The organism is Streptomyces canus (assembly GCF_030815415.1).
Taxonomy (GTDB): Bacteria; Actinomycetota; Actinomycetes; order Streptomycetales; family Streptomycetaceae; genus Streptomyces; species Streptomyces canus_F.
Map to the genome: position 1 here is coordinate 4,647,370 of NZ_JAUSWW010000001.1, position 25,996 is coordinate 4,673,365.

The following is a 25,996-nucleotide window of genomic DNA, read 5'->3' on the forward strand; positions in this document are numbered from 1 at the left end:
CTGTCACTGCTCCTGAAGGGGCTGCCGGGTCGGGGGGAAGTCTGCGGTATCGGTGGTGTGTACGGCGAGGGTGCGGTCCGGATTCAGCCGTACGACGATGTGGCGACGCCATGCGGTGTCGTCGCGGTCGGGCCGGTCCTCGCGCCAGTGGCAGCCGCGCGTCTCTTCACGCACGCGTGCGGCGGCGACCAGGACACGGGCCACGCACAGGAGGTTGGTGGCCTCCCAGGTGTCGACGCCGGGCTCGGCCGTCTTGCCGTTCTCGGTGAGGGCTTCGCGGGCGTCGGTGTGCAGTCGCTGAAGCTGTTCGGCGGCCTTCTCCAGGGAGTCCGCCGAGCGCAGGACGCCGGCGCCGTTGGTCATGGCCCGCTGGATCGCGAACCTGGCCTCGGGCGACTGCAGGGGGTGCGCGGGGGTCTCGGGGCGCTCGACCGGTGCGGGCACGCGCGCGTGGAGGCCGTTCGCCGCGTGGACGGCGGCGATGTCCTCCACGATGCGCTCGGCGTAGACGAGGCCCTCCAGGAGGGAGTTGGAGGCGAGGCGGTTCGCGCCGTGCACGCCGGTGCAGGCGACCTCTCCGCACGCGTACAGGCCCGGGACGGTCGTACGGCCCTGGGCGTCGGTGCGCACGCCGCCGGAGGCGTAGTGGGCGGCCGGGGCTATCGGGATGGGCTCGGTGACCGGGTCGATGCCGTGGGCGCGGCAGGCGGCGAGGATCGTCGGGAAGCGGTGTTCCCACATGGCGGCGCCGAAGTGCCGGGCGTCGAGGAACATGTGCTCGACGTCCTGTTCCCGCATGCGGCGCATGATGCCCTTGGCGACGATGTCCCGGGGCGCGAGCTCGGCCAGCTCGTGCTGCCCGACCATGAAGCGCACGCCGCCGGCGTCGACCAGGTGGGCGCCCTCGCCGCGTACCGCCTCGGAGACGAGGGGCTGCTGGCCCTCGGCGTCCGGGCCGAGGAAGAGCACGGTGGGGTGGAACTGGACGAACTCCAGGTCGCTCACTTCCGCGCCCGCGCGCAGGGCGAGCGCCACACCGTCGCCCGTGGACACGGACGGGTTGGTGGTCGCGGAGAAGACCTGGCCCATGCCGCCGGTCGCGAGGACGACCGCGGGGGCGTGCACGGCGCCCACTCCGTCGTGCTGGCCCTCGCCCATGACGTGCAGCGAGACACCCGCCGTACGGCCGTCGGCGTCCGTCAGGAGGTCCAGGACGAGCGCGTTCTCGATCGTGCGCAGTCCCCGCGCGCGTACCGCCTCGACAAGCGCCCGGGAGATCTCCGCGCCGGTCGCGTCGCCGCCGGCGTGCGCGATGCGGCGGCGGTGGTGGCCGCCCTCGCGGGTGAGTTCCAGGCCGCCTTCCTCGGACTCGTCGAAGTGCGCGCCGGTCTCGATGAGTCGGTGCACGGCGTCCGGGCCCTCGGTGACGAGGATCCGTACCGCCTCCTCGTCGCACAGGCCCGCACCCGCGACCAGGGTGTCGTCGAGATGCTGTTCGGGGGTGTCGCCCTCGCCGAGCGCCGCGGCGATGCCGCCCTGCGCCCAGCGGGTGGAGCCGTCGTCGAGGCGGGCCTTGGTGACGACGACCGTCCGCAGGCCGGCGGCCTCGCAGCGCAGGGCCGCGGTGAGGCCGCGCCACGCCGGAGCCCACGACCACGACGTCCGCGTCGATCGACCATCCGGGCGCGGGCGCGTGCAGTCGTATGCCTGTGCTGGTCACGAGGCGGCTCCGAGGGTTCCGAAGGTGAGGGGGAGGTTGTCGATCAGCCGGGTGGTCCCGACCCGGGCGGCGACGGCGAGGACGGCCTCGCCGGCGAAGTCGTCGTCGACCTCCGAGAAGTCGGAGGGGTCGACGAGCGCGAGGTAGTCCAGGGCGATCGGCGGGTCGAGGCGGGCGGCCTCGTCCAGGACCAGCCGCGCGGCCGCGCGGACGGCGGAGGGGGAACCCGGAAGCGCCTTCGCGACGGCGTGCGCGTCGGCGGCCGCGCGGGACTCCCCTATGGCGCTGAGCGCCTCGGCACGCGCGTGGGTGGCGGGCACTTCGCGTGCCCGCGCGCGCAGCGCCTCCTGGGCCGCGTGCCGGTCGCGGCCCGCGAACAGCGCCTGGGACAGCGCGAGCGCGGTGCGCCGCTCCTTGGCGGAGAGGTAGCGGTTGCGGCTGGACAGGGCCAGGCCGTCGTCCTCGCGGACGGTCGGTACGCCGACGATCTCCACGCCGAAGTTCAGGTCCCGCACCATGCGCCGGATCAGGGCGAGCTGCTGGGCGTCCTTCTGGCCGTACAGGGCGACGTCGGGCCGGGTGAGATGCAGCAGCTTGGCGACGACGGTGAGCATGCCGTCGAAGTGCCCCGGGCGCGAGGAGCCCTCCAGGCGCTCTCCCATGGGGCCCGCGCTGATGCGGACCTGGGGCTCGCCGCCGGGGTAGACCTCATCGGCGGAGGGGGCGAACACGGCGTCCGCGCCCGCCTGTTCGGCGATCTTGATGTCGGCGTCGAGGGTGCGCGGATAGCGGTCGAGGTCCTCGCCCTCGCCGAACTGCAAGGGGTTCACGAAGACGGTGACGACCACCTCGCCCTCGGGACCGGCGATCTCGCGCGCGGTGCGGATCAGGGTCGCGTGGCCCTCGTGCAGGGCGCCCATGGTCATCACGACGGCACGGCGGCCGTGGCGTACGCGCGCGTGGAGCTCGTCGGCGGTGCGCAGCAGGGTGGTGGTCATCCGGCATCTCCCTTGGTGCCGTCGGTCCCGTTGGCCAGTACCCCGAGAAGGTCCTCGGCGAGCTCGGGCTTCAGCAGCCCGTGGGCGAGCGCCCGGTCGGCGGTCGCGCGGGCCATCGCCAGATAGCCGGCGACGGTCTGCGGGGCGTGCTTGCGCAGCTCGGCGACGTGCGCCGCGACCGTGCCGGCGTCCCCGCGCGCGACGGGGCCGGTCAGGGCCGCGTCGCCGGAGCGCAGGGCGTTGTCGAGGGCGGCGCCGAGGAGCGGGCCGAGCATCCGGTCCGGGGCCTCGACGCCCGCCTCGCGCAGCAGCTCCATGGACTGGGCCACCAGCGTGACGAGGTGGTTGGCGCCGAGCGCGAGGGCCGCGTGGTAGAGCGGGCGCATCTCCTCGGCGATCCACTCGGGCTCGCCGCCCATCTCGATGACGAGGGCCTCGGCGGCCAGTCGCAGCTGCTCGGGCGCGGTGACCCCGAAGGAGCAGCCGGCGAGGCGCTGGACGTCGACCGGGGTGCCGGTGAAGGTCATCGCGGGGTGCAGTGCCAGTGGCAGCGCGCCCGCGCGCAGGGCGGGGTCGAGGACCTTCGTGCCGTACCGCCCGGAGGTGTGCACCAGCAGCTGTCCCGGCCGTACGGACCCGGTCTCGACGAGGCCCTCCACGAGGCCGGGCAGGGTGTCGTCGGGGACCGTCAGCAGGACCAGGTCGGCGCGCTGCAGGACTTCGGCGGGCGGCACGAGCGGCACGTCCGGGAGCAGCTGCGCGGCCCGCCTGCGGGAGGCGTCGGAGACCCCGGAGACGGCCACCGGACGGTGCCCGGCGAGCTGGAGGGAAGCGGCCAGCGCGGGTCCCACCCGCCCGGCGCCGACGACACCGACGGTGAGCCGCGCGGGGCGGTCCTTGGGATCTGGCAGTTGGCTTGTACTCACGCGACGGAGGCCTTCCCGTTCCAGTCCGCTCCGGGTACCGGACGATTTCTCGTCATGTTAACGCGATTGGTTCGAGGGGCGTTCGGTTGTCCACAGGCTGTGGGTTGCCGCGGGCCGTGCCCCCACGAAAAGGGTGTGCCCGCGGCAAGGGGTGCGCGACATGATCCGGGGCATGAGCGATGCTGCGGAGCAGGTTGAAGAGCGGTCGGCGGAGGAGCGGTTGCGGGAGCGGCGCCGGGAGGCCCTGCGAGGGGCGCGGCGTGTCCTGTGGCGCGGGGGACTCAGCGGCACGATCCGGCAGCGGCTCGCGTCGCTCGCGGAGGCCGCGCCCGAGGTGTACGACGTGGACGAGTCCGCGGACATCTACGGCAACGGGGTCGTGGCGGCCCTGGAGGAGCGTGTCGCGACCCTGCTGGGCAAGGAGGCCGCCGCGTTCTTCCCCACGGGCACGATGGCCCAGCAGGTCGCCCTGCGCTGCTGGGCGGGCCGCACCGGCAACCCGATGGTCGGCCTGCACGCCCTGGCCCACCCCGAGGTCCACGAACGGCATGCCCTCGCCCAGGTCAGCGGGTTGCGCCCGGTGCGCCTGACCGGCGAGCCCCGGCTGCCCACCGCGGACGAGGTGCGCGATTTCGAGGAGCCTTATGGCGCGCTGATGCTCGAGTTGCCCCTCAGGGACGCCGGATTCGTCCTGCCGACCTGGGAGGAGCTCACCGAGGTCGTGGAGGCGGCGCGCGAGCGGGACGCGGTGGTGCACTTCGACGGCGCGCGCCTGTGGGAGACCACCGTCCACTTCGGCCGCCCCCTGGACGAGATCGCGGGCCTGGCGGACAGCGTCTACGTGTCGTTCTACAAGTCCCTCGACGGTTTCGCCGGCGCGGCGCTCGCCGGTCCGAAGACGCTGGTGGAGGAGGCGAAGACCTGGCGCCACCGGTACGGCGGGATGGCCTTCCAGCAGTTCCCCACCGCGCTGTCGGCGCTCGTCGGCCTGGAACAGGAGCTGCCCAGGCTGCCGGAGTACGTCCGCCACGCGCGCGTGGTGGCGGCAGCGCTGCGGGAGGGGTTCGCCGAGGCGGGGGTGGCGTGGGCGCGCGTGCACCCCGAGGAGCCGCACACCCACCAGTTCCAGGTCTGGCTGCCGTACGACGCCGACGTGCTGCTGGAGGCGGCGGTGCGGCAGGCGGAGGAGACGGGGACGTATCTGTTCGCCGGCTACTGGGACCGCGGCGGGCCGGGTCTGGCCTTCGCCGAGGTCACCGTCGGCGCCGCCGGCCTGGAGTGGACGGCCGACGACGTGAAGGCGGCGGTGGCGGACTTCGTGGCCCGGCTCAGCGGCTAGGCCTCGGCTGCCGGTGCAGCCACCGGCCCAGCGCCTGCCGTATCCGCCCGTGGGCCGGCCGCTCGGCGAGCACCGCCCGGAACCGCCGGTGGTCGCGCAGTTCGCGTACGACCTGCCAGTCGTGCGTACCGGGCGCGGGCGGGGCGGGCTGTCCGAGGCGCTGGGCGCGGTAGGTGTCGAGGAGGTACTGCTGGGTGAGGCTCATGGCGTATCGCCTTCTCGGGACGCTCTTGCGATGGGTCGGGCTCCGCGGCTGCCCCGTGATCCCAGGTTGCGCCGGTACCGCGGCGATGTCGCGCCGATTGACGGCGGCCGTCAATCGGGGACGGCGCTGTCAGTGGCGGGGTGCACCATGAGGTCATGAGCGTGCGCATCGACATCGCGGGGCTGCGGCCGGAGAGGGTCGCCGTCGTCCCCTCGCCCCTGGCCGAGCTCGGCATGGCGCTGCACGCGCTGTCCGAGCCGGGCCACCATCCGGGGCTGCAGGGCTGGGTGACGGGCGTGCTGGCCCGCCTCGACCCGCATCTGGCCGACCGGATGTGCGACGCGGACTTCCTGTGGACGACGACGTTCGCGGACCTGTTCCTGCCGTACGCGGGCATCCCGGACGGCGCCGCCCTCCCCGGGGCCACGCTCGCCGAGGAGCTGGACCTGCTGGACAAGCTCACGGACGAGCAGTTCGTCAACGCGGCGCTGGAGTTCAGCTGTGCGACCTGTTACGACGTCGGGAGCGGCTGGCTCGTCGACGCCGAGCAGGGCAGGCGCGCGCTGGAGCTGGCCGCCGCGCGGGGGCCGCGGCAGGAGCGGTTCACCGAGCTGCTGCTGACCGACCCGCCGAAGATCCGGGCCTGGCTGCGCCAGTTCCTCCAGGACTGCGACGAGGCGTTCTTCGCGGAGACCTGGTCCCGGCTGCGCCACCAGCTCGCGGCGGACGCCCGCCACAAGACCGACCTCGTGCGCCGCAAGGGTCTCGCCGAGGCGCTGGTCGCCGCGTCCCCGGCGATCACCCTCGACGAGGACGCCGCCGAGATCACGGTCGACAAGCTGAGCGTGGGCCGTACGACCACGGGGGACGGCCCCCTCATCCTCGTGCCGACCAGTCTCGGCTGGCCCCACCTGGCCGTTCTGTACCGGCCCGGCTGGCAGCCCGTGGTGCACTATCCGGTCGGCTCCCCCGAACTCGCGGCGCCGCCCTCCGTCGAGCAGCTCGCCCTGCGCATGACGGCCCTGTCCCATCCCGTCCGGATGCGGATCTGCCGCCACCTGGCCCGCAGCGCCTGGACCACGAGCGAGCTGGCGCAGGCGCACGGGATGACGGCCCCCGAGATATCCCGGCACCTGGGCGTCCTGAAGAAGGCGGGTCTGATCACCACGCGCCGTCGCGGCCGGTACGTCCAGCACCAGCTGGACATCGCGGTAGTGGCCCGGCTGGGCAGCGACTTCCTGGAGGGGATCCTCAGGTAGCCGGTCAGTCGAACCGGATGTGCTTCACCCCGACCCGTACCTGCCTCAGCCTCGTCCGCAGCGCGCCCTCGTTGTTCGGCCGCAGCGTCAGCCCGGCCAGGACGGCGATGCGGTCGGCCGTCTTCGGCACGGTCGATTCGTCCGTCCACAGGTGCTCGGCGAACTCGGGCTCCCGCAGCCGCTCGAGACAGTGGTCGAGCTGCTGCACGGCCCAGGTCTCGCGTCCCAGGCCGGCGTTCTTCCCGCCGACGTACTGAAGGAGGTGCCCGAAACCGCGCTCGCGCAGCCGCTTCATGACGGTCTCACGCTGAGCGAGGAGGGTGAAGTGGCGTACGTCGTGGCCGAGTTCGCCCAGCCGACCCACGGTCTGCGCGAAGTAGCCGGAGTCCGTGACCGTCATGGGGGCGATCACCACACCGTCGTGCTTGGTGAGGGCGAGGTCGAGCACCTCGACAACGCCCTGCCGCCAGGCCTTCAAGTCCTGGAAGTTCCCGCGCAGTTCGGGTGGCAGCATGCGGCGCAGACCGAAGCCGGCGTGCTCGGGATCGCAGACGACGCTGCCGGGCAGCCGCCGCTGGATCTCGTACGCCGTCTGTGTCTTCCCGCCCCCGAAGGGTCCGTTGATCCAGAGGAGCATGCGCAGACCCTAGTGGGCACCGGTTACGCGCGAGTCACGTTCGCGCCGCCTCAACCGTGCCCGCCGGCCCGCACCATCCCCGTCTCGTAGGCCAGGACCACCACCTGCACCCGGTCCCGGAGGCCGACCTTGGTGAGGATGCGGCCCACGTGGGTCTTCACCGTCGCCTCGGACAGGACGAGCCGGGCCGCGATCTCGCCGTTGGACAGGCCCTGGGCGACCAGCATCATGACCTCGCGCTCGCGGTCGGTGAGCCGCTCCAGCTCCTTGTGCTTGGGCTCCTTGCCGGTGCTCGGCAGCATCGGCGCGAACCGGTCCAGGAGGCGGCGCGTGGTCGAGGGGGCCACCACCGCGTCGCCGCTGTGCACCGAGCGGATGGCGGTGAGGAGTTCGCCGGGCGGCACGTCCTTGAGCATGAAGCCGGACGCCCCCGCCTTCAGTCCGGAGAAGGCGTACTCGTCGAGGTCGAAGGTGGTCAGGATCAGCACCTTCGGCGGGTTGTCGTCCTGGCAGATGCGGCGGGTGGTCTCCACGCCGTCGAGCTTCGGCATCCGGACGTCCATCAGGACCACGTCGACGGTGGTCGCGCGCAGCACCTCGAGGGCCTCGACGCCGTCGCCCGCCTCGGCGACGACCTCCATGTCCGGCTGGGCGGCGAGCACCATCCGGAACCCGGTGCGCAGCAGCACCTGGTCGTCGACGAGCATCACGCGGATCGTCATCGGGTCCTCTTCCGTCTCTTTCAGGTTCTTGTGGCTCTGCTGATTGCGGTGGCGGGGTTGTTACAGGTGTCAACACAGGGCGTGCGTCGGCGTCAATGCGCCGGTTTGAGCGGGAGCAGCGCACTGATACGGAACCCTCCGCCGGGACGGGGCCCCGCGTCCAGAGTGCCGCCGACCATCCCGACCCGCTCGCGCATGCCGATCAGGCCGTGGCCCTGTCCGTCGGGGCCGCCCTCTTCGTACAGCTCGTGCGGGGCGCCCTTGCCGTCGTCCTCGACGAGCAGGCCGAGCCCGTCGTCGAAGTACACCAGGCGCACGCTGGCGCCCGCGTTCGGCCCGCCGTGCTTGCGGGTGTTGGTGAGCGCCTCCTGCACGATGCGGTACGCCGTGAGCTCGACGCCGCTCGGCAGCGGGCGTGGTGTGCCCTCCACCTTGAAGTCGACCGGCAGACCGGAGGTGCGGCACTGTTCGACGAGGTCGTCGATCTGCTCGACGTCGGGCTGGGGGACGTACTCGCCGACCTCCTGGTGCTCACCGGTGCGCAGCACGCCCAGCAGGCGGCGCATCTCGGCCAGCGCCTGGCGGCCGGTGGAGGAGATCGTCTCCAGGGCCTTCTTCGCCTGGTCGGGCGCGGCGTCGAGGACATAGGCGGCGCCGTCGGCCTGCACCACCATCACCGAGACGTTGTGCGCGACCACGTCGTGGAGCTCGCGCGCGATCCGGGCGCGTTCGGCGGCCACCGCGACCTTCGCCTGTGCCTCGCGCTCCTTCTCGAGCCGGCTCGCGCGCTCCTCGAGCTGCGCGAAGTAGGCCCGCCGGGTGCGGATCGAGTCGCCGAGCACCCAGGCGAGGGCGAACGGCACCGTCAGGAAGATCGCCTTCGCCGCGTTGCCCAGCGCGGTCCCGTCCAGCGCCCAGCGCGTCTGCGCCATCGGCGCCGCACACAGCCCCACGGCCAGTGCGAGCCGGGAGGCCCATCGGGAGCCCGTCGCGGCCACCGTGTAGACGATCACCAGCATCGCGAAGTCGGCGGCCATCGTCTGGACGTTCAGCAGCAGCTGCGTCACACCGATGCCGACCGACAGCACCAGCATCTTCTCCGGCATGAGCCGGCGCAGCGCGATCACCGCACACAGCAGGAACGTGATCGGAACGATCAGCGCCGGTGAGTCGGTGCCCCGCTCCGCCGAACTGGCGGTCCCGCTCAGCAGCGAGATCCCGAACAGGAAGACGGCCCAGAAGGTGTCGACCCCTGTCGGGTTTCTGCGGAGGAAGTCATAGAGGCGCTGCACGTAACCCAGCGTAGGGAAGCGTGAAGCGTGCAGGGGTCAACCGGAGGACCGATCCATGCCCGGCCCGCGTACTCCCCAAGGTGGAGGCCCCGTTCCCCTGCACGCCTAATCTGGCGGCGTGACGGACGACACGGCGGGTGAATGGCGTGGCTGGCGGGCGGCCGCGGAGACCGCCCTGTACGGACCCGGGGGCTTCTATCACCGGCCCGAGGGGCCGGCCGGTCACTTCCGTACGTCGGTGCACGCGTCGCCGTTGTTCGCCGAGGCCGTGGCGCGACTGCTGGGCCGGGTCGACGAGGCCCTGGGCCGGCCCGCGGCGCTCGACTTCGTCGACATGGCCGCCGGCCGCGGCGAGCTGGTCACCGGGGTGCTCGCCGCGCTGCCCGCCGACCTGGCCACCCGCACGCGTGCGTACGCCGTCGAACGCGCCGACCGCCCGCCCGGCCTCGACCACCGGATCGAGTGGCTGACCGAGCCCCCGCGCGGGATCACCGGGCTGCTGTTCGCCAACGAGTGGCTGGACAACGTGCCCGTGGAGATCGCCGAGACGGACTCCGCGGGCGTGGCCCGACGGGTGCTCGTACGGCCCGACGGGACCGAGCGGCTCGGGGATCCGTTCTCCGGCGCAGAGGCGCGGTGGCTGGCGCGGTGGTGGCCGCTGCCGGCTGAGGAGGGGCTGCGGGCGGAGGTGGGGCTGCCCCGGGACGAGGCGTGGGCCGCCGCGGTCGCGACGGTCGAGCGGGGGCTCGCGGTCGCGGTCGACTACGCGCACGCGGTCGGCGCGCGCCCTCTCTTCGGGACGCTCACCGGTTTCCGCGCGGGGCGCGAGACGGCGCCCGTACCGGACGGATCGTGCGACATCACGGCGCATGTCGCGCTGGACGCGTGCGCGCTGCCCGGGGGCCGCGTACTGACACAACGCGCCGCACTGCGCGCCTTGGGGATCGCAGGCGCACGCCCCCCGCTCGCACTGGCCTCCACACAGCCCGCGGCCTACGTACGCGCCCTCGCGAGCGCCGGCGAGGCCGCCGAACTCACCGCCCCCGGCGGCCTCGGCGACTTCGGCTGGCTGCTCCAGCCGGTCGCGGTCCCGGACGCCCCGGGCACACCGCTCGAGGCGCTACTTGTCGATGTCCCCGACCACGAAGAACAGTGACCCGAGGATCGCGACCATGTCCGCGACCAACGTGCCCGGGAGCAGCTCCACGAGGGCCTGGATGTTGTTGTACGAGGCCGAGCGGAGCTTGAGCCGGTACGGGGTCTTCTCGCCCTTGCTGACGAGGTAGTAGCCGTTGATGCCGAGCGGGTTCTCGGTCCAGGCGTACGTGTGGCCCTCGGGCGCCTTCAGGACCTTGGGGAGCCGCTGGTTGATCGGGCCGGGCGCGAGCCCGGCCAGGCGGTCGAGGCAGGCGTCGGCGAGGTCGAGGGCGTTGTGGGTCTGCTCCAGGAGGACCTCGAAGCGGGCCAGGCAGTCGCCCTCCTCGCGGGTCACCACCCTCAGGGTGTCCTTGAGCTCCTCGTACGCGAGGTACGGCTCGTCCCGGCGCAGATCGAAGTCGACCCCGCAGGCGCGCGCGATCGGCCCGCTCACGCCGTACGCGTGCACGGCCTCCGGCGTGAGCACGCCCACGCCCCGCGTGCGCCCCCGGAAGATCTCGTTGCCGAGCACCAGGTCGTCGTACACGTCCATCCGCGAGCGCACAGAGGCGACGGCGCCCCGCGCGCGCGTGGCCCACCCGGCCGGCAGGTCCTCCTTGAGGCCGCCGACGCGGTTGAACATGTAGTGCATGCGTCCGCCGGAGACCTCCTCCATGACGTTCTGGAGCACCTCGCGCTCCCGGAACGCGTAGAAGACCGGCGTGATGCCGCCGAGTTCCAGCGGGTAGGAGCCCAGGAACATCAGGTGGTTGAGCACCCGGTTGAGCTCCGCGAGCAAGGTGCGCGTCCACACCGCGCGCGGAGGGACCTCCATGCCCAGCATGCGCTCCACGGCGAGGACCACGCCCAGCTCGTTGGAGAACGCCGACAGCCAGTCGTGGCGGTTGGCGAGCATGATGATCTGGCGGTAGTCGCGCGCCTCGAAGAGTTTCTCCGCGCCCCGGTGCATATAGCCGATCACCGGCTCGGCGTGCTGGATCCGCTCGCCGTCCAGGACGAGCCTGAGGCGCAGCACACCGTGCGTCGACGGGTGCTGGGGCCCGATGTTGAGCACCATGTCGGTGCTCTCCGCGGCGCCGCCGATACCGACCGTGGTCTCCGTCGTGGGAGTCATGGACACAGTCTGTCCTACGTACGCTGACCTCATGGAGACCGGGAACGGGCAGGGCGCGGGGACGGCCGAGGGCGAGCCGGTGTGGATCGGCCTGCCTCCGGGGCTGCTGCGGATGCGACGGCTGTTGCTGGTGGTGTGGCTGGGGCTGCTGGCCGTGGCGGTCGGTGTGCTGCTGAACCTGTTCGCGGGCCCGGTCTGGGCCGCGTTCGCGCTGCTGCCGCTCGCCCTCATGGCGTGGGGCTGGGTGATGCTGGGCCGCAACTGGGCCTCCTGGCGCTATGCCGAGCGCGCCGACGACCTGCTGATCAGCCGGGGTGTGCTGTGGCGCGAGGAGACCGTCGTGCCGTACGGCCGGATGCAGCTGGTCGAGGTCACCTCCGGGCCCGTGGAGCGGCACTTCGGGCTGTCCAGCGTGCAGCTGCACACGGCGGCCGCGGCGACCGACGCGACCATCCCGGGCCTGGAGCCGGCCGAGGCGGAACGGCTGCGCGACCGGCTCACCGAGCTCGGCCAGGCACGATCGGCGGGCCTGTGACGACGCCGGGCATCGACGACGCCGTACGGCAGAAGCCGCCCGTGACCGAGCGGCGGCTGCATCCCGTGACCCCCCTCAGACGGGCGTGGGCGCCCGTCGCGGTGCTCATCGGGTGGGCGGTGCACGACCCCGACCAGACACAGCGCCAGCTGACCCGGCTGACGCCCACGGTCCTGCTGATCGTCCTCGCCCTCTTCGTCCCCGCCGCCGCCCTCTACGGCTTCCTCACCTGGTGGTACACGCACTTCGCGGTCACCGAGGCCGAACTGCGCATCCGTACCGGCCTGGTGTTCCGGCGCACGGCGCACATCCGGTTGGAACGCATCCAGGCGATCGACGTCACCCAGCCGCTCCTCGCGCGCGTGGCGGGCGTCGCGAAACTCAAACTCGACGTCATAGGCACCGACAAGAAGGACGAACTGGCCTTCCTGGGAGAGCGCGAGGCGCGGGCGCTCCGCGCGGAACTCCTGGCACGCGCCGCCGGGTTCGCACCCGAGACGGCGCACGAAGTCGGCGAGGCCCCGGCGCGCGAGCTGCTGCGCACGCCCCCGCGCGACCTCGCGATCGCCCTCGTCCTGACGGGCGCCACCTGGGCCACGCTGGCCGCCGCCCTCGTCGTACCGCCCGTGCTGTGGTTCGCCACCCACAGCCTGTGGACGGTCCTCGCGACCGGCGTACCGCTGCTCGGCGCGGCGGGCGCGAGCAGCGTGGGGCGGTTCGTCGGCGAGTACGACTGGACCGTGGGCGAGTCGCCCGACGGGCTGCGGATCGACCACGGGCTCCTGGACCGCACCCACGAGACGGTGCCGCCGGGGCGCGTGCAGACCGTACGGATAGTGGAGCCACTGCTGTGGCGGCGGCGCGGCTGGGTGCGGGTCGAGCTGGATGTGGCCGGGTCGTCCAACTCCGTACTGGTGCCTGTCGCCCCGCGCGAGGTCGCCGAGGCGATCGTCGCGCGCGTGCTGCCCGGCGTGGTCGTACCGCCCGCGTCCGCGCTGTCCCGGCCCCCGCGGCGCGCCGGGCGTTGTGTGCCGGTGTGGTGGCGGGGCTACGGACTCGCCGTCACCGACGCGGTGTTCGCGTCCCGGCAAGGCCTGCTGCGCCGCAGCCTCGCCCTGGTCCCGCACGCGAAGGTCCAGAGCGTACGGCTCACCCAGGGGCCCTGGCAGCGTCTCTGGCGGCTCGCCGCCGTCCATGTGGACACGGGGGCCAACAAGACCGTCACAGCGCGTCTGCGGGACGTGGAGGAGGCCGCGGAGCTGCTGCGGGCGCAGGCGGAGAGGTCACGGACGGGGCGGCGGGACGCCCGGCCCGACCGGTGGATGGCCTGACCGGACCGCGACGGAGAACGACGAGAGCCGCGCGGCCCCCTCGGGAGTCCGCGCGGCTCTGGTCGACACGTCGTTCAGGAAACCGCGCTCCGCAGTCCCTGCACATCGATCTGCTCGGTCTCGTCGTGCGCCGTCAGGTCGATGACCTGGCCGATACCCCGGGACGCCTCGTCCGCGGGCTTGAACTCGGCCTCGGACTCGGCCTTGTGGAGAGCGAGCGCCTCCTGGCCGACCACGTCGGCGAGGTCCTCGTTCTGCACGGACTCCAGTTCGGCGGACGCCTTCTGCATGCCGAAGAAGTCGAAGCCGCCCTCGACGGCGGCACGCCGCGCGGGCGAAGCCGGCGCGACGGCCACCGCGGTCGGTGCGACGAAGTGCCCGGAGGGCTGCTGCGCGGGCTGGGCCGGCTTGGCCGGCGTGGTGGTGACGGCGGCCGCGCGCGTATGCCCGTCGACCGCCGCGGGCTGCCCCTGCGCCTCGTCCTCCTGCGCGGCCTCCGCTTCGGAGTCACCGGAGGTGACCACCTGTGCGGCGACGGGACCGGCCTGCGCCGGAACGTCCTTCGCGGGGCCGTCGCCCTTCGGACCGCCGTCGCCGTCCGGGGAACCGTCGTCCTTGGGGGAACCGTCGTCCTTGGCCGAGCCGTCGTCCTTGGCCGAGCCGTCGTCCTTGGCCGAGCCGTCCTTCGTCGAGCCCTCCTCGGCCGGGGTCTCGGGAGCGTCGTCCTTGGTGGCACCCTCGCCGCCGTCGAACCGCGACAGCGCCGCCTTCGCCCGCAGGAACAGCTGGGAGCCCTCCGGCGAGAAGATCGCGGGCGCGTCCGGCTCGTCGTCGACGGCCTCGGCGCCCTCAGCGGCCTCGGCGCTCTCCACGGCCCCGTCCTCGGTCTCCACCGCTTCGTCCTCGGCCGGGGCAGCCACAGCGCCGGCCTCCTCGACGGCGACCGGCACGGGCGGCAGCGCGCGCGCCGGTACCGGTGCCGTGGCCTCTATCTCGAGCAGCCGGCGGCCCTCCAGGGCGCTCGCCCGCTCGGTCTCCGCCGTGGCGTACCGGCGCAGCAGGGCCGCGTGCTCGTTGCGCAGGCCCGCCAGTTCCGTGCGCTTGGCCCGCAGCCGCTGCTCCAGCTTGCCGCGCAGTTCGCGCGACTCCTCGAGGTCGGTCTCCAGTTCGGCGACCCGTTCCTCGAAGCGCCACTCGTCGCCCGCACGCGCGCGTATGAGGTCGGCGACCTGCTTGCCGGCCTGCGTGTCCCAGCGGCGCATGACGGCCGCACCGACGACCGCGGTCGCCGCGGCGACCGCGGCGACGACACGCAGCACGGCCGGCTGCGAGAACGCCCAGGGGCCGAAGGCGCAGACGACGGAGACGCCTGCGATCGCCGACGGGGGAAGCAGCCTGTGCAAGGGCGGGGAATGGCGGTGACGTCCACGTGGCATGGCCAGAAACTTACCGCGCGTAGGCGAATCGTGGTGCCCCGGCCCGTAAAAACACAGCCATCCCGCAGCCTTCACACGACAGCAGGAATCAGACCCGCCACCGAATTCGACAACAGGGACACGATCCGCCGACCCCACCGCAAGATCATTTGTCACCGGTCGCTCAACCGCCCGCTGATCCACTGCAGCGTCGGCGGAATCTCCCGCCGCCAGGTGTTGAAGTTGTGCCCGCCGCTTTCGAGGATGATCGAGGAGACGCGCGTCCGGTTCGTCGCCTTCACGCGGTCTATGAACTTCAGAGTGTCCTTGTAGTTCGCCTCACCGATCTTGCTGCTGCTGACGAGCAGTGAAGTGTCGGGCGCGGGCATGTGCTTGAGGTACCAGAACAGGTTCGCGCGATCGCGCAGCCCTTTGTCGCCCTGGAAGAGATCGCCGGTGGTGGGGTCGCTCGGCGCGTTGTAGTACGGCGAGAGGCCCGCGCCCGCGGCGTACACCTCGGGGTGGTGCATGGCGAGCTTCAGGGCGCAATAGCCGCCCGTGGAGTCGCCGATGACGCCCCAGCTGCCCGGCTTCTTCCCCACCCGGTAATGCGCGAGAACGGCGTCGGGCAGGTCCTTGGCGAAGAACGACTCCGTCTGGGGTCCGTCCGGAACGTCGACGCACTCCGTGTCCCGTGGCGGCGCAACCGTCGGCCGCATCATCACCAGGATCATCGGCTGCATACGGCCGTCCTTGGCGAGGTCCAAGGCCGTGCTCGGATAGTGGAGTTTGTCGACCAGCGCCTGGGCGGTGCCCGGATATCCGGTGAGAACCACGGCGGCGGGAAACGTCCGCGCGCGGTACTGCGGCTGGAAGTACTCCGGCGGCAGATAGACGAAAGCCGACGTGGCGATGTGCGTCGTACGGCCGACAATGGCGACCTTCTGGATCTGGCCGCCGTTCTGCGGCCGCGCGCTGCCCGTCTCCTTGACCCGCCGTATGTCCGTCACCTGGAGCGGGCCCCCCGAGCCGCCGTTCGGCGTGTGGTCGACGACCACCCCCTGCTCGTCCTCCTGCCCGAACAGGTCGGCCCAGCTGGCGTAGAACCCGAAGGCCTGGTTGGCGGCGAGCCCGACCGCCGCGAAGAGCGCCAGCTGGGTCGCGAGCAGCAGACCCACCCGCCCGCCGACGGCCCGCCAGCTCCGCCGCGACAGCCGTGGCCACAGCCACACCGTGCCGACGAACAGCAGCACCGCCGACCCGACCGCCAGCACCAGCACGTTGTTGCCCGTGAGACCCATGGTTGGTTTCCTGCCTGCGCTTTCTCCCCGTGCCGGCGTACCCCGCGGATCTTCGCGAAGGCTTGTCCGGCCCTTTTCCCGGCCTTTGGACCGGCTTTGAGGAAGCGAGTGAACCTCTCCCTCGAAGACACCGTCCTAGAGGGCGCAATGTCGCCGGATGCCCGATGCGGGCCCGGATCCAAGCTCTCTCGCAGAACTACGGGATGCGATGTCTGTCAGGACAGATGTGGAAATGTCGGGCGGGGTTCCGAACCGATCACTGTGGGCACGGCACGCGCTGCGTGGCCCACGCCCCGAGGCCGTCCCCGTCCTGGTCGCCAGAGCCTGCGCGATCGTGGGCCTGCTGGACATCGCCGCGGGCGTCTTCCCGCGCTTCCGGCACAGCCGTATGCACACCATGGCCGAGGTGCTCCCCGGCGCGCTCGGCCCGTTCGCCGCCGCGCTCTCCCTGAGCACGGGCGTGCTGCTGCTTCTGCTCGCCCACGGTCTCAGGCGCCGCAAGCGGCGGGCCTGGCGCGCCGCCGTGGCCCTGCTGCCGGCCGGCGCGGTCGCGCAGTTCACCTACCGCCACTCCCCGGTGGGCGCGCTCATCTCGCTCGCCCTGCTCGCGCCGCTGCTGATCCACCGCGACCAGTTCAGGGCGCTGCCCGACCCGCGCAGCCGGTGGCGCGCGCTCGCCAACTTCGTCCTCATGGGCGCCGGTTCGCTCGCACTCGGGCTGGTCATCGTCAGCGTCCACCCGAAGACGCTCGTCGGCGACCCGAGCCTGGCCGACCGCATCACCCACGTCCTGTACGGCCTGTTCGGCTTCGAGGGCCCCGTCGACTACCAGGGCAACACCTCCTGGACGGTCGCCTTCTCCCTCGGCGCCCTCGGCCTGCTCACGGCGATCACGACGATCTACCTGGCCTTCCGTCCCGAACACCCCGCCGCGCAACTCACCGAGGACGACGAGGCCCGTCTCAGGGTCCTCCTGGACAGGCACGGCGGCCGCGACTCCCTCGGCCACTTCGCCCTGCGCCGCGACAAGGCCGTCGTCTTCTCCCCCAGCGGCAAGGCCGCGGTGACCTACCGCGTCGTCTCCGGTGTGATGCTCGCCAGCGGCGATCCCATCGGCGACGTCGAGGCCTGGCCGGGCGCCATCGAGCGCTTCATGGACGAGGCGAAGGCCCACTCCTGGACGCCCGCCGTCATGGGCTGCTCGGAGACCGGCGGCGAGGTCTGGACCCGCGAGACCGGCCTGGACGCCCTGGAACTGGGCGACGAGGCGGTGGTGGACGTCGCGGATTTCTCCCTCGCCGGGCGCGCGATGCGCAACGTGCGCCAGATGGTCAAGCGCATCGAGCGCGCCGGTTACGAGACTCGGGTTCGGCGCGTCCGTGACCTCGGAGACGCCGAACTCGAGCGCATCCGGCGCGCCGCCGACGACTGGCGCGGCACCGACACCGAGCGCGGCTTCTCCATGGCGCTGGGCCGCATCGGCGACCCCACCGACGGGGACTGCCTGATCGCCACCGCCCACAAGGCGGACGCCGTACCGGGTGAGTACGGCGACCTGAAGGCGATCCTGCACTTCGTCCCGTGGGGCACCGACGGCGTCTCCCTGGACCTGATGCGCCGCGACCGCTCCGCCGACCCCGGCATGAACGAACTGCTCATCGTGGCCGCGCTCCAGGCCGCGCCGAGGCTCGGCATCGCGCGCGTGTCGCTGAACTTCGCCATGTTCCGCGCCGCCCTCGCGCGCGGCGAGAAGATCGGCGCGGGTCCGGTGCTGCGCGCCTGGCGCGGGCTGCTGGTCTTCCTCTCCCGCTGGTTCCAGATCGAGTCCCTGTACAAGTTCAACGCGAAGTTCCAGCCCCGCTGGGAGCCCCGCTTCGTCGTCTACCGCGCCTCCGGCGACCTTCCCCGCATCGGCTTCGCCGCCATGCAGGCCGAGGGCTTCGTCAACCTCGGCCTCCCTCTGCCGCGCTTCCTGCGCCGCCGCCGGAACATCGCACGCGCGTGTGCCCACGCCGTCGCGGAACGAGACGTCCGCGCGGCGTGACCTCGGGCGGCCCGGGACGCGGCGGGCGGCCCCCGCTCTCCGGGCCGGGCGGCCTTGCGGCTCCTTCCTGGGCCTAGGCTGAACGTATGAGCAAGCAGAGCGGACGCGGGCGCGTCGTCGGGCTGCCGGAATGGGACCGCTGCGCGGTCATGGGAGTCGTCAACGTCACCCCCGACTCCTTCTCCGACGGCGGCCGCTGGTTCGACACGACGGCCGCCGTCAAGCACGGCCTCGCCCTGGTCGAGGAGGGTGCCGACCTCGTCGACGTCGGCGGTGAGTCCACCCGCCCCGGCGCCACCCGCGTCGACGAGGCCGAGGAGCTCAAGCGCGTCATCCCCGTGGTCCGCGGCCTGGCCGCCGAGGGCGTCACCATCTCCGTGGACACCATGCGCGCCTCGGTCGCCGCACAGGCCCTCGCCGCCGGCGCCTGTCTCGTCAACGACGTCAGCGGCGGCCTCGCCGACCCCGCGATGATTCCCGTCGTCGCCGACTCCGGCGCCCCCTTCGTCGTCATGCACTGGCGCGGCTTCCTGGAGGGCGGCAACGTCAAGGGCGTCTACGCCGACGTCGTCGCGGAAGTCGTCGACGAACTCCACGCGCGCGTGGAGGCCGTCCTCGCCGGCGGCATCGCCCCCGACCGCGTCGTCGTCGACCCCGGCCTCGGCTTCTCCAAGGACGCCGAGCACGACCTCGTCCTCCTCGCCCACCTCGACCGCCTGCTCGCCCTCGGCCACCCCCTCCTCGTCGCCGCCTCCCGCAAGCGCTTCCTCGGCCGCGTCCTCGCGGGCCCCGGGAGCGCCCCGCCCCCCGCCCGCGAGCGCGACGCCGCGACGGCCGCCGTCTCCGCCCTCGCGGCGCAGGCCGGCGCGTGGGCGGTGCGCGTGCACGAGGTGCGCGCGACGGCGGACGCCGTACGGGTCGCACGCGCCGTGGAGGGCGCGCGCGCATCGGACCGCGCGCGGGGAGCAACTCACGCGAGCGAGGTGCTCACCGCCGCGGTGAGCACCCCGGGAACCCACTCCCCCGAAGGCGACCAGTGAGCGCCCCCCACACCGACGTCGAGCAGGTGGAAGCCGCCAACACCACCTATTACGAGGCGATGGAGCGCGGCGACTTCGAGGAGCTGACCTCCCTCTGGCTCACCCCGGCCGACCTCGGCGTCGACGAGGAGTACCACGATCCGGCCGACAGCGGCGTGATCTCCTGCGTGCACCCCGGCTGGCCCGTGCTCACCGGCCGCGGCGAGGTCCTCAGGTCGTACGCGCTGATCATGGCGAACACCGACTACATCCAGTTCTTCCTCACCGACGTGCACGTCTCCGTCACCGGCGACACCGCCCTCGTCAACTGCACCGAGAACATCCTCAGCGGCGGCCCCGCCCCCGAGGGCGGCGAGGAGCTCGGCCCGCTCGTCGGCCAGCTGGTGGTCGCGACCAACGTGTTCCGCCGCACCCCGTCCGGCTGGAAACTCTGGTCCCACCACGCCTCCCCCGTTCTGGCCGAAAACGACGGGGACGAACCGGACGGCACACCCTCCTGAGCGGGTAGGCGCCCCCGCGGGGACCAAGAAGTGGTTGGAATCACGGACCTCCGGGTAGGGGCGGCTACCAACCCGTGAGCCACCGGGTTCCCCAGGGGAAACACCCGATGAAACCTCTGGCCCCGGCTCGGGTCGGCGCCCCCGTGGCCCGGCAGTGTCAGTGCCCGCAGGTAGATTCGTTCGAGGCCGGTGTGCCGTCCGCACACGACACGAACCGGCCGTCACCGACGATTGCAGGAGTGATTCGCGTGGATCGTGTCGCGCTGCGCGGCCTGAAGGCCCGCGGGCACCACGGTGTGTTCCCCGAGGAACGCGAGGAGGGCCAGACCTTCGTCGTGGACCTCGTCCTGGGACTGGACACCCGGCCGGCCGCCGCCGACGACGACCTGTCGAAGACCGCGCACTACGGAATCGTGGCGGAGGAGGTGGTGGCCGTCGTCCAGGGCGAGCCCGTCAACCTCATCGAAACGCTCGCGGAGCGCATCGCGCAGGCCTGTCTGAAGCACGAAGAGGTCCAGGAGGTCGAGGTCTGCGTCCACAAACCGGACGCACCGATCACGGTCCCCTTCGACGACGTGACGATCACCATCACCCGGAGCCGAGTATGACTGCCTCGTTCACCGAGGGTCACAGCGACCCGACCGTCCAGCCGGTGCCCGCCTCCGTCGTACAGCAGGTCGACGCCGCCGACACCACCCTGCACAACCCGCAACGGGCCGTGATCTCCCTCGGCGCCAACCTCGGCAACCGCCTGGAGACCCTCCAAGGGGCCATCGACGCCCTCGAGGACACCCCGGGCGTCCGCGTGAAGGCGGTCTCCCCGGTCTACGAGACGGAGCCGTGGGGCGTCGCGCCCGGCAGCCAGCCGTCGTACTTCAACGCGGTCGTCGTGGTGAAGACGACGCTGCCCCCGTCCTCGCTCCTGGAGCGGGCCCACGCGGTCGAGGAGGCCTTCCACCGCATACGGGACGAGCGCTGGGGCGCACGCACCCTCGACGTCGACATCGTGGCCTACGCCGATGTCGTCTCCGACGACCCGACGCTCACGCTCCCCCACCCGCGCGCCCATGAACGCGCCTTCGTCCTGGTGCCGTGGAACGACGTGGAACCGCAGGCACAGCTCCCCGGCCGCGGCCCGGTGTCCGGCCTGCTGGCCACCGTCACCCGAATCGGCATCGAAGCCCGCCCGGACCTGGAACTCCGGCTGCCCGAGTAGTCGTTAAGGTCAAAGCAACCACTGTCCGTGGGATCCGGGGGAGCTGAAGGGGCACCGTGAGAGAGCTGCGCATCAGGCTGCTGGCCGGCGTCTTCGTCATCGCCGCAATCCTGTCCTGGGCGGGCGCCCGCCTGTGGAACTCGATCGGGACCCTGCCCAGCGTCCCCCTGGCCGCCCCCATCGTCCTCGCCCTGATCGCCGTGGTCCTCATCGCCACGGCGCTCTCGATCCGCTCCCGTCTCAAGGCCCAGCGTGAGCGCCGCCCCGAGGCCAAGGGCGTCGACCCCCTGATGGCGGCCCGCGCGGTCGTCTTCGGCCAGGCCAGCGCCCTCGTGGCCGCCCTGGTCGCCGGCATGTACGGCGGCACAGGCGTCTTCCTCCTGGAATCCCTCGACATCCCCGCCCGCCGCGACCAGGCCATCTACGCCGGCTTCTCGGTCCTGGCGGGTATCGCGGTCATAGTGGCCGCGATCTTCCTGGAGCGGGTCTGCAAGCTCCCGGAGGACGACGACCGGAACACGGGGGCGGCGTCGGCGGCATAGCGCCGAAAAGCCCTGCTCCGGGCCGCGCTCCAGGCCACAGACGCTCTGTCCGGTGCGTCAGCGGGCCATGATGAGGCTCATCGCCTCATTGCGTGTCGCCGCGTCCCGCAGCTGCCCCCGCACCGCCGACGTTATGGTCTTCGCGCCCGGCTTGCGGATGCCGCGCATCGACATGCACATGTGCTCGCACTCGATGACGACGATCACACCGCGCGGCTCCAGGATCTCCATCAGGGAGTCCGCGATCTGCGTGGTGAGTCGTTCCTGCACCTGCGGCCGACGGGCGTAGACATCCACCAGCCGCGCCAGCTTGGACAGGCCGGTGATCTTGCCGGTGGTGGCCGGAATGTAGCCGACGTGCGCGACACCCCGGAACGGCACCAGGTGATGCTCACACGTGGAGTACACCTCGATGTCCTTCACGAGCACCATCTCGTCGTGCCCCAGGTCGAACGTCGTCGTCAGTACGTCCTCGGGCTTCTGCCACAGTCCGGCGAATATCTCCTGATACGCCCGAGCCACCCGCCCCGGCGTCTCCCTGAGCCCCTCCCGGTCAGGGTCCTCCCCCACCGCGATCAACAGCTCGCGCACCGCGTTCTCGGCGCGCTTCTCGTCGAAGTCGCCGATCGAGCCCTCGCCGTCCAGCGTCACGGGGTCGGTCATCTCTGCCTCGTTCCTGGGTGTGCCTGCCGAAGCGGCCGAAAAGCGCCGCGCCCCCCAGGCTAGATCCTGGGGGGCGCGGCATCCATTCCGGTCCTGGTGAGGTCACCGGGGCCCGGGGTGTCAGTTCTCCGGACGGTCCTCGGTGACCGGCTCGGCCGCCGGGGAGGAGTCCGCCGCCGTGGACTTGGCGGTGGTGATCGCCGGCGTCGCACCGTTGGCGCCGTTCGTCAGTGCGAGCTCCTTGGGGGAGAGCACCGGCGGACGGGTGGACGGCGTGCGGCGGGAGGAGCCGGTCCAGGCCGGCCGCGGGGGACGCTTGACGATGGGAGCGAAGACCTCGGCGATCTGCTCCTTGTTCAGCGTCTCCTTCTCCAGCAGCTGGAGCACGAGCGCGTCGAGGACGTCGCGGTTCTCGACCAGGATCTCCCAGGCCTCGTTGTGCGCCGTCTCGATGAGCTTCTTGACCTCCTCGTCGACCAGCGCGGCGACCTCTTCCGAGTAGTCACGCGGGTGCGACATCTCCCGGCCGAGGAACGGCTCGGTGTTGTCGCCACCGAACTTGATGGCGCCGAGACGCTCGGTCATGCCGTACTGCGTGACCATCGCGCGGGCCGTCGCCGTGGCCTTCTCGATGTCGTTCGCGGCGCCCGTGGTCGGGTCGTGGAAGACCAGTTCCTCGGCCGCGCGGCCGCCCAGCATGTAGGCGAGCTGGTCGAGCATCTCGTTGCGCGTGGTCGAGTACTTGTCCTCGTCCGGGAGCACCATCGTGTAGCCCAGGGCACGGCCGCGGGACAGGATGGTGATCTTGTGGACGGGGTCGGAGTTCGGGGAGGCCGCCGCGACCAGGGCGTGTCCGCCCTCGTGGTACGCGGTGATCTTCTTTTCCTTGTCCGACATGATCCGGGTCCGCTTCTGCGGGCCCGCCACGACGCGGTCGATGGCCTCGTCGAGCATGTGGTTGTCGATCAGCTTCTTGTCGCTGCGCGCCGTCAGGAGCGCCGCTTCGTTCAGCACGTTCGCCAGGTCCGCGCCGGTGAAGCCCGGCGTCCGGCGGGCGACCGCCGACAGGTCGACGTCCGGTGCGACCGGCTTGCCCTTCTGGTGAACCTTGAGGATCTCCAGACGGCCCTGCATGTCCGGGCGGTCGACCGCGATCTGGCGGTCGAAGCGGCCGGGGCGCAGAAGAGCCGGGTCGAGGATGTCGGGCCGGTTCGTGGCGGCGATCAGGATGACGCCGCCCTTCACGTCGAAGCCGTCCATCTCGACGAGCAGCTGGTTCAGGGTCTGCTCGCGCTCGTCGTGACCACCGCCGAGGCCGGCGCCACGATGGCGGCCGACCGCGTCGATCTCGTCGACGAAGACGATCGCCGGGGCGTTCGCCTTGGCCTGCTCGAAGAGGTCACGGACTCGGGAGGCACCGACACCGACGAACATCTCGACGAAGTCGGAACCGGAGATCGAGTAGAACGGCACGCCTGCCTCACCCGCGACAGCACGCGCGAGCAGGGTCTTACCGGTGCCGGGCGGGCCGTACAGCAGTACGCCCTTGGGAATCTTGGCGCCGACGGCCTGGAACTTCGCCGGCTCCTGGAGGAACTCCTTGATCTCGTGGAGCTCCTCGACGGCCTCGTCGGATCCGGCGACGTCGGCGAACGTCGTCTTGGGGGTGTCCTTGGTGATGAGCTTCGCCTTGGACTTCCCGAAGTTCATGACCCGGGAGCCGCCGCCCTGCATCTGATTCATCAGGAACAGGAAGACGACCACGATGAGGACGAAGGGGAGCAGGGAGAGCAGGATCCCGACGAAGGCGTTCTGCTTCGTCGGCGAGACGGTGTACCCGTCGGGGATCTGCTTCTGCTGGAACTTGCCCTGCAGGGTGTTGGCGATGTCCACACCCTGGTCGCCGATATAGCTCGCCTGGATCTTGGAGCTGCCCTCGACCTTTTGGCCGTCCTTGAGCTGGACCTTGATGGTCGACTCGTCGCCGGTGGTCAGCTTGGCTGATTCGACCTTGTTCTCATTGATCGCCTGGACCACCTGGCCGGTGTCCACCGTCTTGTAGCCGCCGGACGAGCCGACAACCTGCATCAACACGACCACGGCAAGGACGGCCAGCACGATCCACATGACCGGCCCACGGAAGTATCGCTTCACGTCCATCCATACGGAGCGGTGTCGCCCCGTCCCTCCTGCCATAGTGAGTTTGATAAGACAGTTCTTCTGACGGTACCCCAGCATTGTCGTCCGAAGACGCACAGGACGGCTGACGAACCCGTCTGCATGCTCCAACGGCGTGGTGCCCGCCAGGGTTCCCGATCTTCGTACGGGGCTGGGCCCTTCGGGTCAGCCGCCGTAGACGTGGGGCGCGAGCGTACCGACGAACGGCAGGTTGCGGTACTTCTCGGCGTAGTCGAGGCCGTAGCCCACGACGAACTCGTTGGGGATGTCGAAGCCGACCCACTCGACGTCGATGGCGACCTTGGCGGCGTCCGGCTTGCGCAGCAGGGTGCACACCTTGAGCGTCTCCGGCTCGCGCGAGCCGAGGTTGGACAGCAGCCACGACAGGGTCAGGCCGGAGTCGATGATGTCCTCGACGATCAGGACGTGCTTGCCCTTGATGTCGGTGTCGAGGTCCTTGAGGATCCGGACGACACCGGAGGACTGGGTGCCCGCGCCGTACGACGACACGGCCATCCAGTCCATGGTGACGGGGGTGGACAGCGCCCGCGCGAGGTCGGCCATGACCATCACCGCGCCCTTCAGGACGCCGACGATGAGCAGGTCCTTGCCCGCGTACTCCGCGTCGATCTTCGCGGCCAGCTCGACGAGCTTGGCGTCGATCTCTTCCTTGGTGATGAGCACCTCTTTGAGGTCGGTGCCCATGTCTTTCGCGTCCACCCGCATCACTTTCGGTCGTCCCACCAGCTGTCCGGCCCCGCTGAGGGGCGTAAGGATTCAGCCTTGCCGAATCACCAGTCTGCCACCCTGGCGCTGGGCGACGACCTTGCCGGGGAGATTGATGGCTCCCTGGCCGCGCCAGGCGGTGATCAGCCGGTCGACTTCCTCGATGTGGCGGGCGAAGAGCGAGCCTGCGGGGGCGCCGGCCTCGATGGCCGCGCGGCGCAGGATGCGGCGGCGCACGGCGGGCGGCAGGGCGTAGAGCTTGGCGCACTCGAGAAGGCCGGCGGCGTCGCGGACGGCGGTCTCGGCCTGGCTGGCCCAGGCGTCGAGGGCGTCGGCGTCGTCGCGGGAGAGCTGGGCCGTACGGGCGAGTGCCTCCACGACGCCTTTGCCGAGGGCCTTCTCCAGGGCGGGCAGGCCTTCGTGGCGCAGGCGGGAACGCGTGTACGCCGGGTCCGCGTTGTGCGGGTCGTCCCAGACGGGGAGCGACTGGACCAGACAGGCCTTGCGGGCGGTCTGCCGGTCGAGCTGGAGGAAGGGGCGGCGGTAACGGCCGCCGGCCCCCGAGACCGCGGCCATTCCCGACAGGGAGCGGATGCCGGAGCCGCGGGCGAGGCCCAGCAGCACGGTCTCGGCCTGGTCGTCGCGCGTGTGGCCGAGCAGGACGGCACAGGCTCCATGGCGCGCGGAGGCGGCGTCGAGGGCGGCGTAGCGGGCGTCGCGGGCGGCTGCTTCGGGTCCGCCTTCGCGGCCGACGGTCACGGCGACGGACTCGACGGGGTCGAGCCCGAGTTCGCGCAGGCGCAGGGCGACTTCGTCGGCGCGCAGATCGGAGCCGGGCTGGAGGCCGTGGTCGACGGTGATGCCACCCGCGCGGATGCCGAGTTTGGGGGCCTCGAACGCGAGAGCGGAGGCGAGGGCCATGGAGTCGGCGCCGCCGGAGCACGCCACGAGCACGAGCGGCGACGGTGGACGCTCATGCGGGGTTTTCTCGGCGGAGGAGGTCTGATGGTCGTTGAGGATGTCGTGGAGGGCGCGGCGGACCGCCAGGCGTATCGCCGCGACCGCAGGATGGGGACCCATGTCCGGTTCCCTTCATGAAGTTTTCGGGGGTGAGACCCGAGTTCGGTCACTCAGA

At 71.7% G+C, this 25,996-nt stretch carries 24 protein-coding genes and 1 pseudogene; 11 read left to right on the top strand and 14 right to left on the bottom strand.

From position 1 onward, the window contains the following. Window positions 1–3: 3 nt before the first annotated feature. The 3 genes and pseudogenes from QF037_RS21480 to QF037_RS21490 form a co-directional block, all read right to left on the bottom strand. Window positions 4–1,720: pseudogene (locus QF037_RS21480) on the bottom strand (L-aspartate oxidase). After that, on the bottom strand, window positions 1,717–2,718 hold the full coding sequence (gene panC, locus QF037_RS21485; RefSeq protein ID WP_307027637.1) for a pantoate--beta-alanine ligase: 1,002 nt from the start codon (window positions 2,716–2,718) through the stop codon (window positions 1,717–1,719). Before panC ends, QF037_RS21480 begins: the two are co-directional and overlap by 4 nt. After that, window positions 2,715–3,644: a Rossmann-like and DUF2520 domain-containing protein gene (locus QF037_RS21490; protein ID WP_307027639.1), complete on the bottom strand. Its 930-nt coding sequence runs from the start codon at window positions 3,642–3,644 to the stop codon at window positions 2,715–2,717. Before QF037_RS21490 ends, panC begins: the two co-directional genes overlap by 4 nt. Window positions 3,645–3,816: 172 nt before the next feature. Between QF037_RS21490 and QF037_RS21495 the strand changes: the two genes are divergently transcribed. Further along, window positions 3,817–4,983, top strand: a complete 1,167-nt coding sequence (locus QF037_RS21495) for a threonine aldolase family protein (RefSeq protein ID WP_307027640.1) — start codon at window positions 3,817–3,819, stop codon at window positions 4,981–4,983. On the opposite strand, the gene QF037_RS21500 is transcribed toward QF037_RS21495, so the two are convergent. Further along, window positions 4,973–5,188 carry a hypothetical protein gene (locus tag QF037_RS21500; RefSeq protein ID WP_307027642.1) on the bottom strand — a complete coding sequence of 72 codons (216 nt, stop codon included), beginning with the start codon at window positions 5,186–5,188 and terminating at the stop codon, window positions 4,973–4,975. The genes QF037_RS21495 and QF037_RS21500 overlap by 11 nt on opposite strands. 155 nt (window positions 5,189–5,343) lie before the next feature. Between QF037_RS21500 and QF037_RS21505 the strand changes: the two genes are divergently transcribed. Further along, a complete protein-coding gene (locus QF037_RS21505; protein ID WP_307027644.1) occupies window positions 5,344–6,447 on the top strand; it encodes a DUF5937 family protein in 1,104 nt (367 codons plus the stop codon). 4 nt (window positions 6,448–6,451) lie between these two features. On the opposite strand, the gene QF037_RS21510 is transcribed toward QF037_RS21505, so the two are convergent. From QF037_RS21510 to QF037_RS21520, 3 genes are all read right to left on the bottom strand, one after another. After that, entirely contained in the window at window positions 6,452–7,084 is a 633-nt protein-coding gene (locus tag QF037_RS21510) for an AAA family ATPase (RefSeq protein ID WP_307027646.1), read from the bottom strand. Between the two features lie 50 nt (window positions 7,085–7,134). Beyond that, the gene (locus tag QF037_RS21515; protein WP_307027648.1) at window positions 7,135–7,806 is read right to left on the bottom strand and encodes a response regulator transcription factor; all 672 of its coding nucleotides are present in this window, start codon (window positions 7,804–7,806) and stop codon (window positions 7,135–7,137) included. Between the two features lie 92 nt (window positions 7,807–7,898). After that, the gene (locus QF037_RS21520; RefSeq protein ID WP_307027650.1) at window positions 7,899–9,098 is read right to left on the bottom strand and encodes a sensor histidine kinase; all 1,200 of its coding nucleotides are present in this window, start codon (window positions 9,096–9,098) and stop codon (window positions 7,899–7,901) included. 118 nt (window positions 9,099–9,216) lie between these two features. Between QF037_RS21520 and QF037_RS21525 the strand changes: the two genes are divergently transcribed. Then, the gene (locus QF037_RS21525; protein WP_307027652.1) at window positions 9,217–10,254 is read left to right on the top strand and encodes an SAM-dependent methyltransferase; all 1,038 of its coding nucleotides are present in this window, start codon (window positions 9,217–9,219) and stop codon (window positions 10,252–10,254) included. On the opposite strand, the gene QF037_RS21530 is transcribed toward QF037_RS21525, so the two are convergent. Next, the gene (locus tag QF037_RS21530) at window positions 10,219–11,370 is read right to left on the bottom strand and encodes an NADH-quinone oxidoreductase subunit D (protein ID WP_307027654.1); all 1,152 of its coding nucleotides are present in this window, start codon (window positions 11,368–11,370) and stop codon (window positions 10,219–10,221) included. The two genes, QF037_RS21525 and QF037_RS21530, sit on opposite strands and share 36 nt — an antisense overlap. Window positions 11,371–11,401: 31 nt before the next feature. Between QF037_RS21530 and QF037_RS21535 the strand changes: the two genes are divergently transcribed. Both QF037_RS21535 and QF037_RS21540 read left to right on the top strand, forming a co-directional pair. Beyond that, window positions 11,402–11,905 carry a PH domain-containing protein gene (locus QF037_RS21535; protein ID WP_307027656.1) on the top strand — a complete coding sequence of 168 codons (504 nt, stop codon included), beginning with the start codon at window positions 11,402–11,404 and terminating at the stop codon, window positions 11,903–11,905. Further along, window positions 11,902–13,236 (top strand): PH domain-containing protein, encoded by a 1,335-nt coding sequence (locus tag QF037_RS21540; RefSeq protein ID WP_307027658.1) that lies wholly within the window; start codon window positions 11,902–11,904, stop codon window positions 13,234–13,236. Before QF037_RS21535 ends, QF037_RS21540 begins: the two co-directional genes overlap by 4 nt. A gap of 74 nt (window positions 13,237–13,310) precedes the next feature. Here the strand turns inward: QF037_RS21540 and QF037_RS21545 are convergent, their stop codons facing one another. Together QF037_RS21545 and QF037_RS21550 are read right to left on the bottom strand one after the other, a co-directional pair. Then, window positions 13,311–14,672: a hypothetical protein gene (locus tag QF037_RS21545; protein WP_307027660.1), complete on the bottom strand. Its 1,362-nt coding sequence runs from the start codon at window positions 14,670–14,672 to the stop codon at window positions 13,311–13,313. A 152-nt stretch (window positions 14,673–14,824) separates the two neighbouring features. Beyond that, window positions 14,825–15,952: an alpha/beta hydrolase gene (locus tag QF037_RS21550; RefSeq protein ID WP_307027662.1), complete on the bottom strand. Its 1,128-nt coding sequence runs from the start codon at window positions 15,950–15,952 to the stop codon at window positions 14,825–14,827. Window positions 15,953–16,184: 232 nt separating this feature from the next. Between QF037_RS21550 and QF037_RS21555 the strand changes: the two genes are divergently transcribed. The 6 genes from QF037_RS21555 (at window position 16,185) to QF037_RS21580 (ending at window position 21,294) form a co-directional block, all read left to right on the top strand. Further along, a complete protein-coding gene (locus tag QF037_RS21555; RefSeq protein WP_307027664.1) occupies window positions 16,185–17,996 on the top strand; it encodes a phosphatidylglycerol lysyltransferase domain-containing protein in 1,812 nt (603 codons plus the stop codon). A gap of 86 nt (window positions 17,997–18,082) precedes the next feature. Further along, complete coding sequence (gene folP / locus QF037_RS21560; RefSeq protein ID WP_307027666.1) at window positions 18,083–19,036, top strand: dihydropteroate synthase; 954 nt, start codon at window positions 18,083–18,085, stop codon at window positions 19,034–19,036. Next, on the top strand, window positions 19,033–19,536 hold the full coding sequence (locus QF037_RS21565) for a nuclear transport factor 2 family protein (protein ID WP_307027668.1): 504 nt from the start codon (window positions 19,033–19,035) through the stop codon (window positions 19,534–19,536). The genes folP and QF037_RS21565 overlap by 4 nt, the downstream gene beginning before the upstream one ends. Before the next feature lie 248 nt (window positions 19,537–19,784). Continuing rightward, window positions 19,785–20,144, top strand: a complete 360-nt coding sequence (gene folB / locus QF037_RS21570) for a dihydroneopterin aldolase (RefSeq protein WP_307027670.1) — start codon at window positions 19,785–19,787, stop codon at window positions 20,142–20,144. Continuing rightward, the gene (folK, locus tag QF037_RS21575; RefSeq protein ID WP_307027672.1) at window positions 20,141–20,752 is read left to right on the top strand and encodes a 2-amino-4-hydroxy-6-hydroxymethyldihydropteridine diphosphokinase; all 612 of its coding nucleotides are present in this window, start codon (window positions 20,141–20,143) and stop codon (window positions 20,750–20,752) included. Before folB ends, folK begins: the two co-directional genes overlap by 4 nt. Window positions 20,753–20,808: 56 nt before the next feature. Beyond that, a complete protein-coding gene (locus QF037_RS21580; RefSeq protein ID WP_307027674.1) occupies window positions 20,809–21,294 on the top strand; it encodes a DUF3180 domain-containing protein in 486 nt (161 codons plus the stop codon). 57 nt (window positions 21,295–21,351) lie between these two features. Here QF037_RS21580 and folE read toward each other — a convergent pair whose 3' ends face one another. The 4 genes from folE to tilS all read right to left on the bottom strand — a co-directional run bounded on the left by folE (window position 21,352) and on the right by tilS (window position 25,941). Continuing rightward, window positions 21,352–21,957: a GTP cyclohydrolase I FolE gene (gene folE / locus QF037_RS21585; RefSeq protein WP_307027676.1), complete on the bottom strand. Its 606-nt coding sequence runs from the start codon at window positions 21,955–21,957 to the stop codon at window positions 21,352–21,354. A 120-nt stretch (window positions 21,958–22,077) separates the two neighbouring features. Further along, a complete protein-coding gene (gene ftsH, locus QF037_RS21590; RefSeq protein WP_307027678.1) occupies window positions 22,078–24,117 on the bottom strand; it encodes an ATP-dependent zinc metalloprotease FtsH in 2,040 nt (679 codons plus the stop codon). Window positions 24,118–24,300: 183 nt separating this feature from the next. After that, complete coding sequence (hpt, locus tag QF037_RS21595) at window positions 24,301–24,861, bottom strand: hypoxanthine phosphoribosyltransferase (RefSeq protein ID WP_046260375.1); 561 nt, start codon at window positions 24,859–24,861, stop codon at window positions 24,301–24,303. 51 nt (window positions 24,862–24,912) lie between these two features. After that, window positions 24,913–25,941 carry a tRNA lysidine(34) synthetase TilS gene (gene tilS, locus QF037_RS21600; protein WP_307027680.1) on the bottom strand — a complete coding sequence of 343 codons (1,029 nt, stop codon included), beginning with the start codon at window positions 25,939–25,941 and terminating at the stop codon, window positions 24,913–24,915. Window positions 25,942–25,996: the final 55 nt, after the last annotated feature.

Excerpts from the sequence above, each read along its gene's own strand:
- panC (WP_307027637.1), bottom strand. The coding sequence starts at position 2,718 with ATGACCACCACCCTGCTGCGCACCGCCGACGAGCTCCACGCGCGCGTA.
- QF037_RS21495 (WP_307027640.1), top strand. The coding sequence starts at position 3,817 with ATGAGCGATGCTGCGGAGCAGGTTGAAGAGCGGTCGGCGGAGGAGCGG.
- QF037_RS21500 (WP_307027642.1), bottom strand. The coding sequence starts at position 5,188 with ATGAGCCTCACCCAGCAGTACCTCCTCGACACCTACCGCGCCCAGCGC.
- QF037_RS21505 (WP_307027644.1), top strand. The coding sequence starts at position 5,344 with ATGAGCGTGCGCATCGACATCGCGGGGCTGCGGCCGGAGAGGGTCGCC.
- QF037_RS21510 (WP_307027646.1), bottom strand. The coding sequence starts at position 7,084 with ATGCTCCTCTGGATCAACGGACCCTTCGGGGGCGGGAAGACACAGACG.
- QF037_RS21515 (WP_307027648.1), bottom strand. The coding sequence starts at position 7,806 with ATGACGATCCGCGTGATGCTCGTCGACGACCAGGTGCTGCTGCGCACC.
- QF037_RS21530 (WP_307027654.1), bottom strand. The coding sequence starts at position 11,370 with ATGACTCCCACGACGGAGACCACGGTCGGTATCGGCGGCGCCGCGGAG.
- QF037_RS21535 (WP_307027656.1), top strand. The coding sequence starts at position 11,402 with ATGGAGACCGGGAACGGGCAGGGCGCGGGGACGGCCGAGGGCGAGCCG.
- QF037_RS21545 (WP_307027660.1), bottom strand. The coding sequence starts at position 14,672 with ATGCCACGTGGACGTCACCGCCATTCCCCGCCCTTGCACAGGCTGCTT.
- QF037_RS21550 (WP_307027662.1), bottom strand. The coding sequence starts at position 15,952 with ATGGGTCTCACGGGCAACAACGTGCTGGTGCTGGCGGTCGGGTCGGCG.
- QF037_RS21555 (WP_307027664.1), top strand. The coding sequence starts at position 16,185 with ATGTCGGGCGGGGTTCCGAACCGATCACTGTGGGCACGGCACGCGCTG.
- folP (WP_307027666.1), top strand. The coding sequence starts at position 18,083 with ATGAGCAAGCAGAGCGGACGCGGGCGCGTCGTCGGGCTGCCGGAATGG.
- folK (WP_307027672.1), top strand. The coding sequence starts at position 20,141 with ATGACTGCCTCGTTCACCGAGGGTCACAGCGACCCGACCGTCCAGCCG.
- folE (WP_307027676.1), bottom strand. The coding sequence starts at position 21,957 with ATGACCGACCCCGTGACGCTGGACGGCGAGGGCTCGATCGGCGACTTC.
- ftsH (WP_307027678.1), bottom strand. The coding sequence starts at position 24,117 with ATGGACGTGAAGCGATACTTCCGTGGGCCGGTCATGTGGATCGTGCTG.
- hpt (WP_046260375.1), bottom strand. The coding sequence starts at position 24,861 with ATGCGGGTGGACGCGAAAGACATGGGCACCGACCTCAAAGAGGTGCTC.
- tilS (WP_307027680.1), bottom strand. The coding sequence starts at position 25,941 with ATGGGTCCCCATCCTGCGGTCGCGGCGATACGCCTGGCGGTCCGCCGC.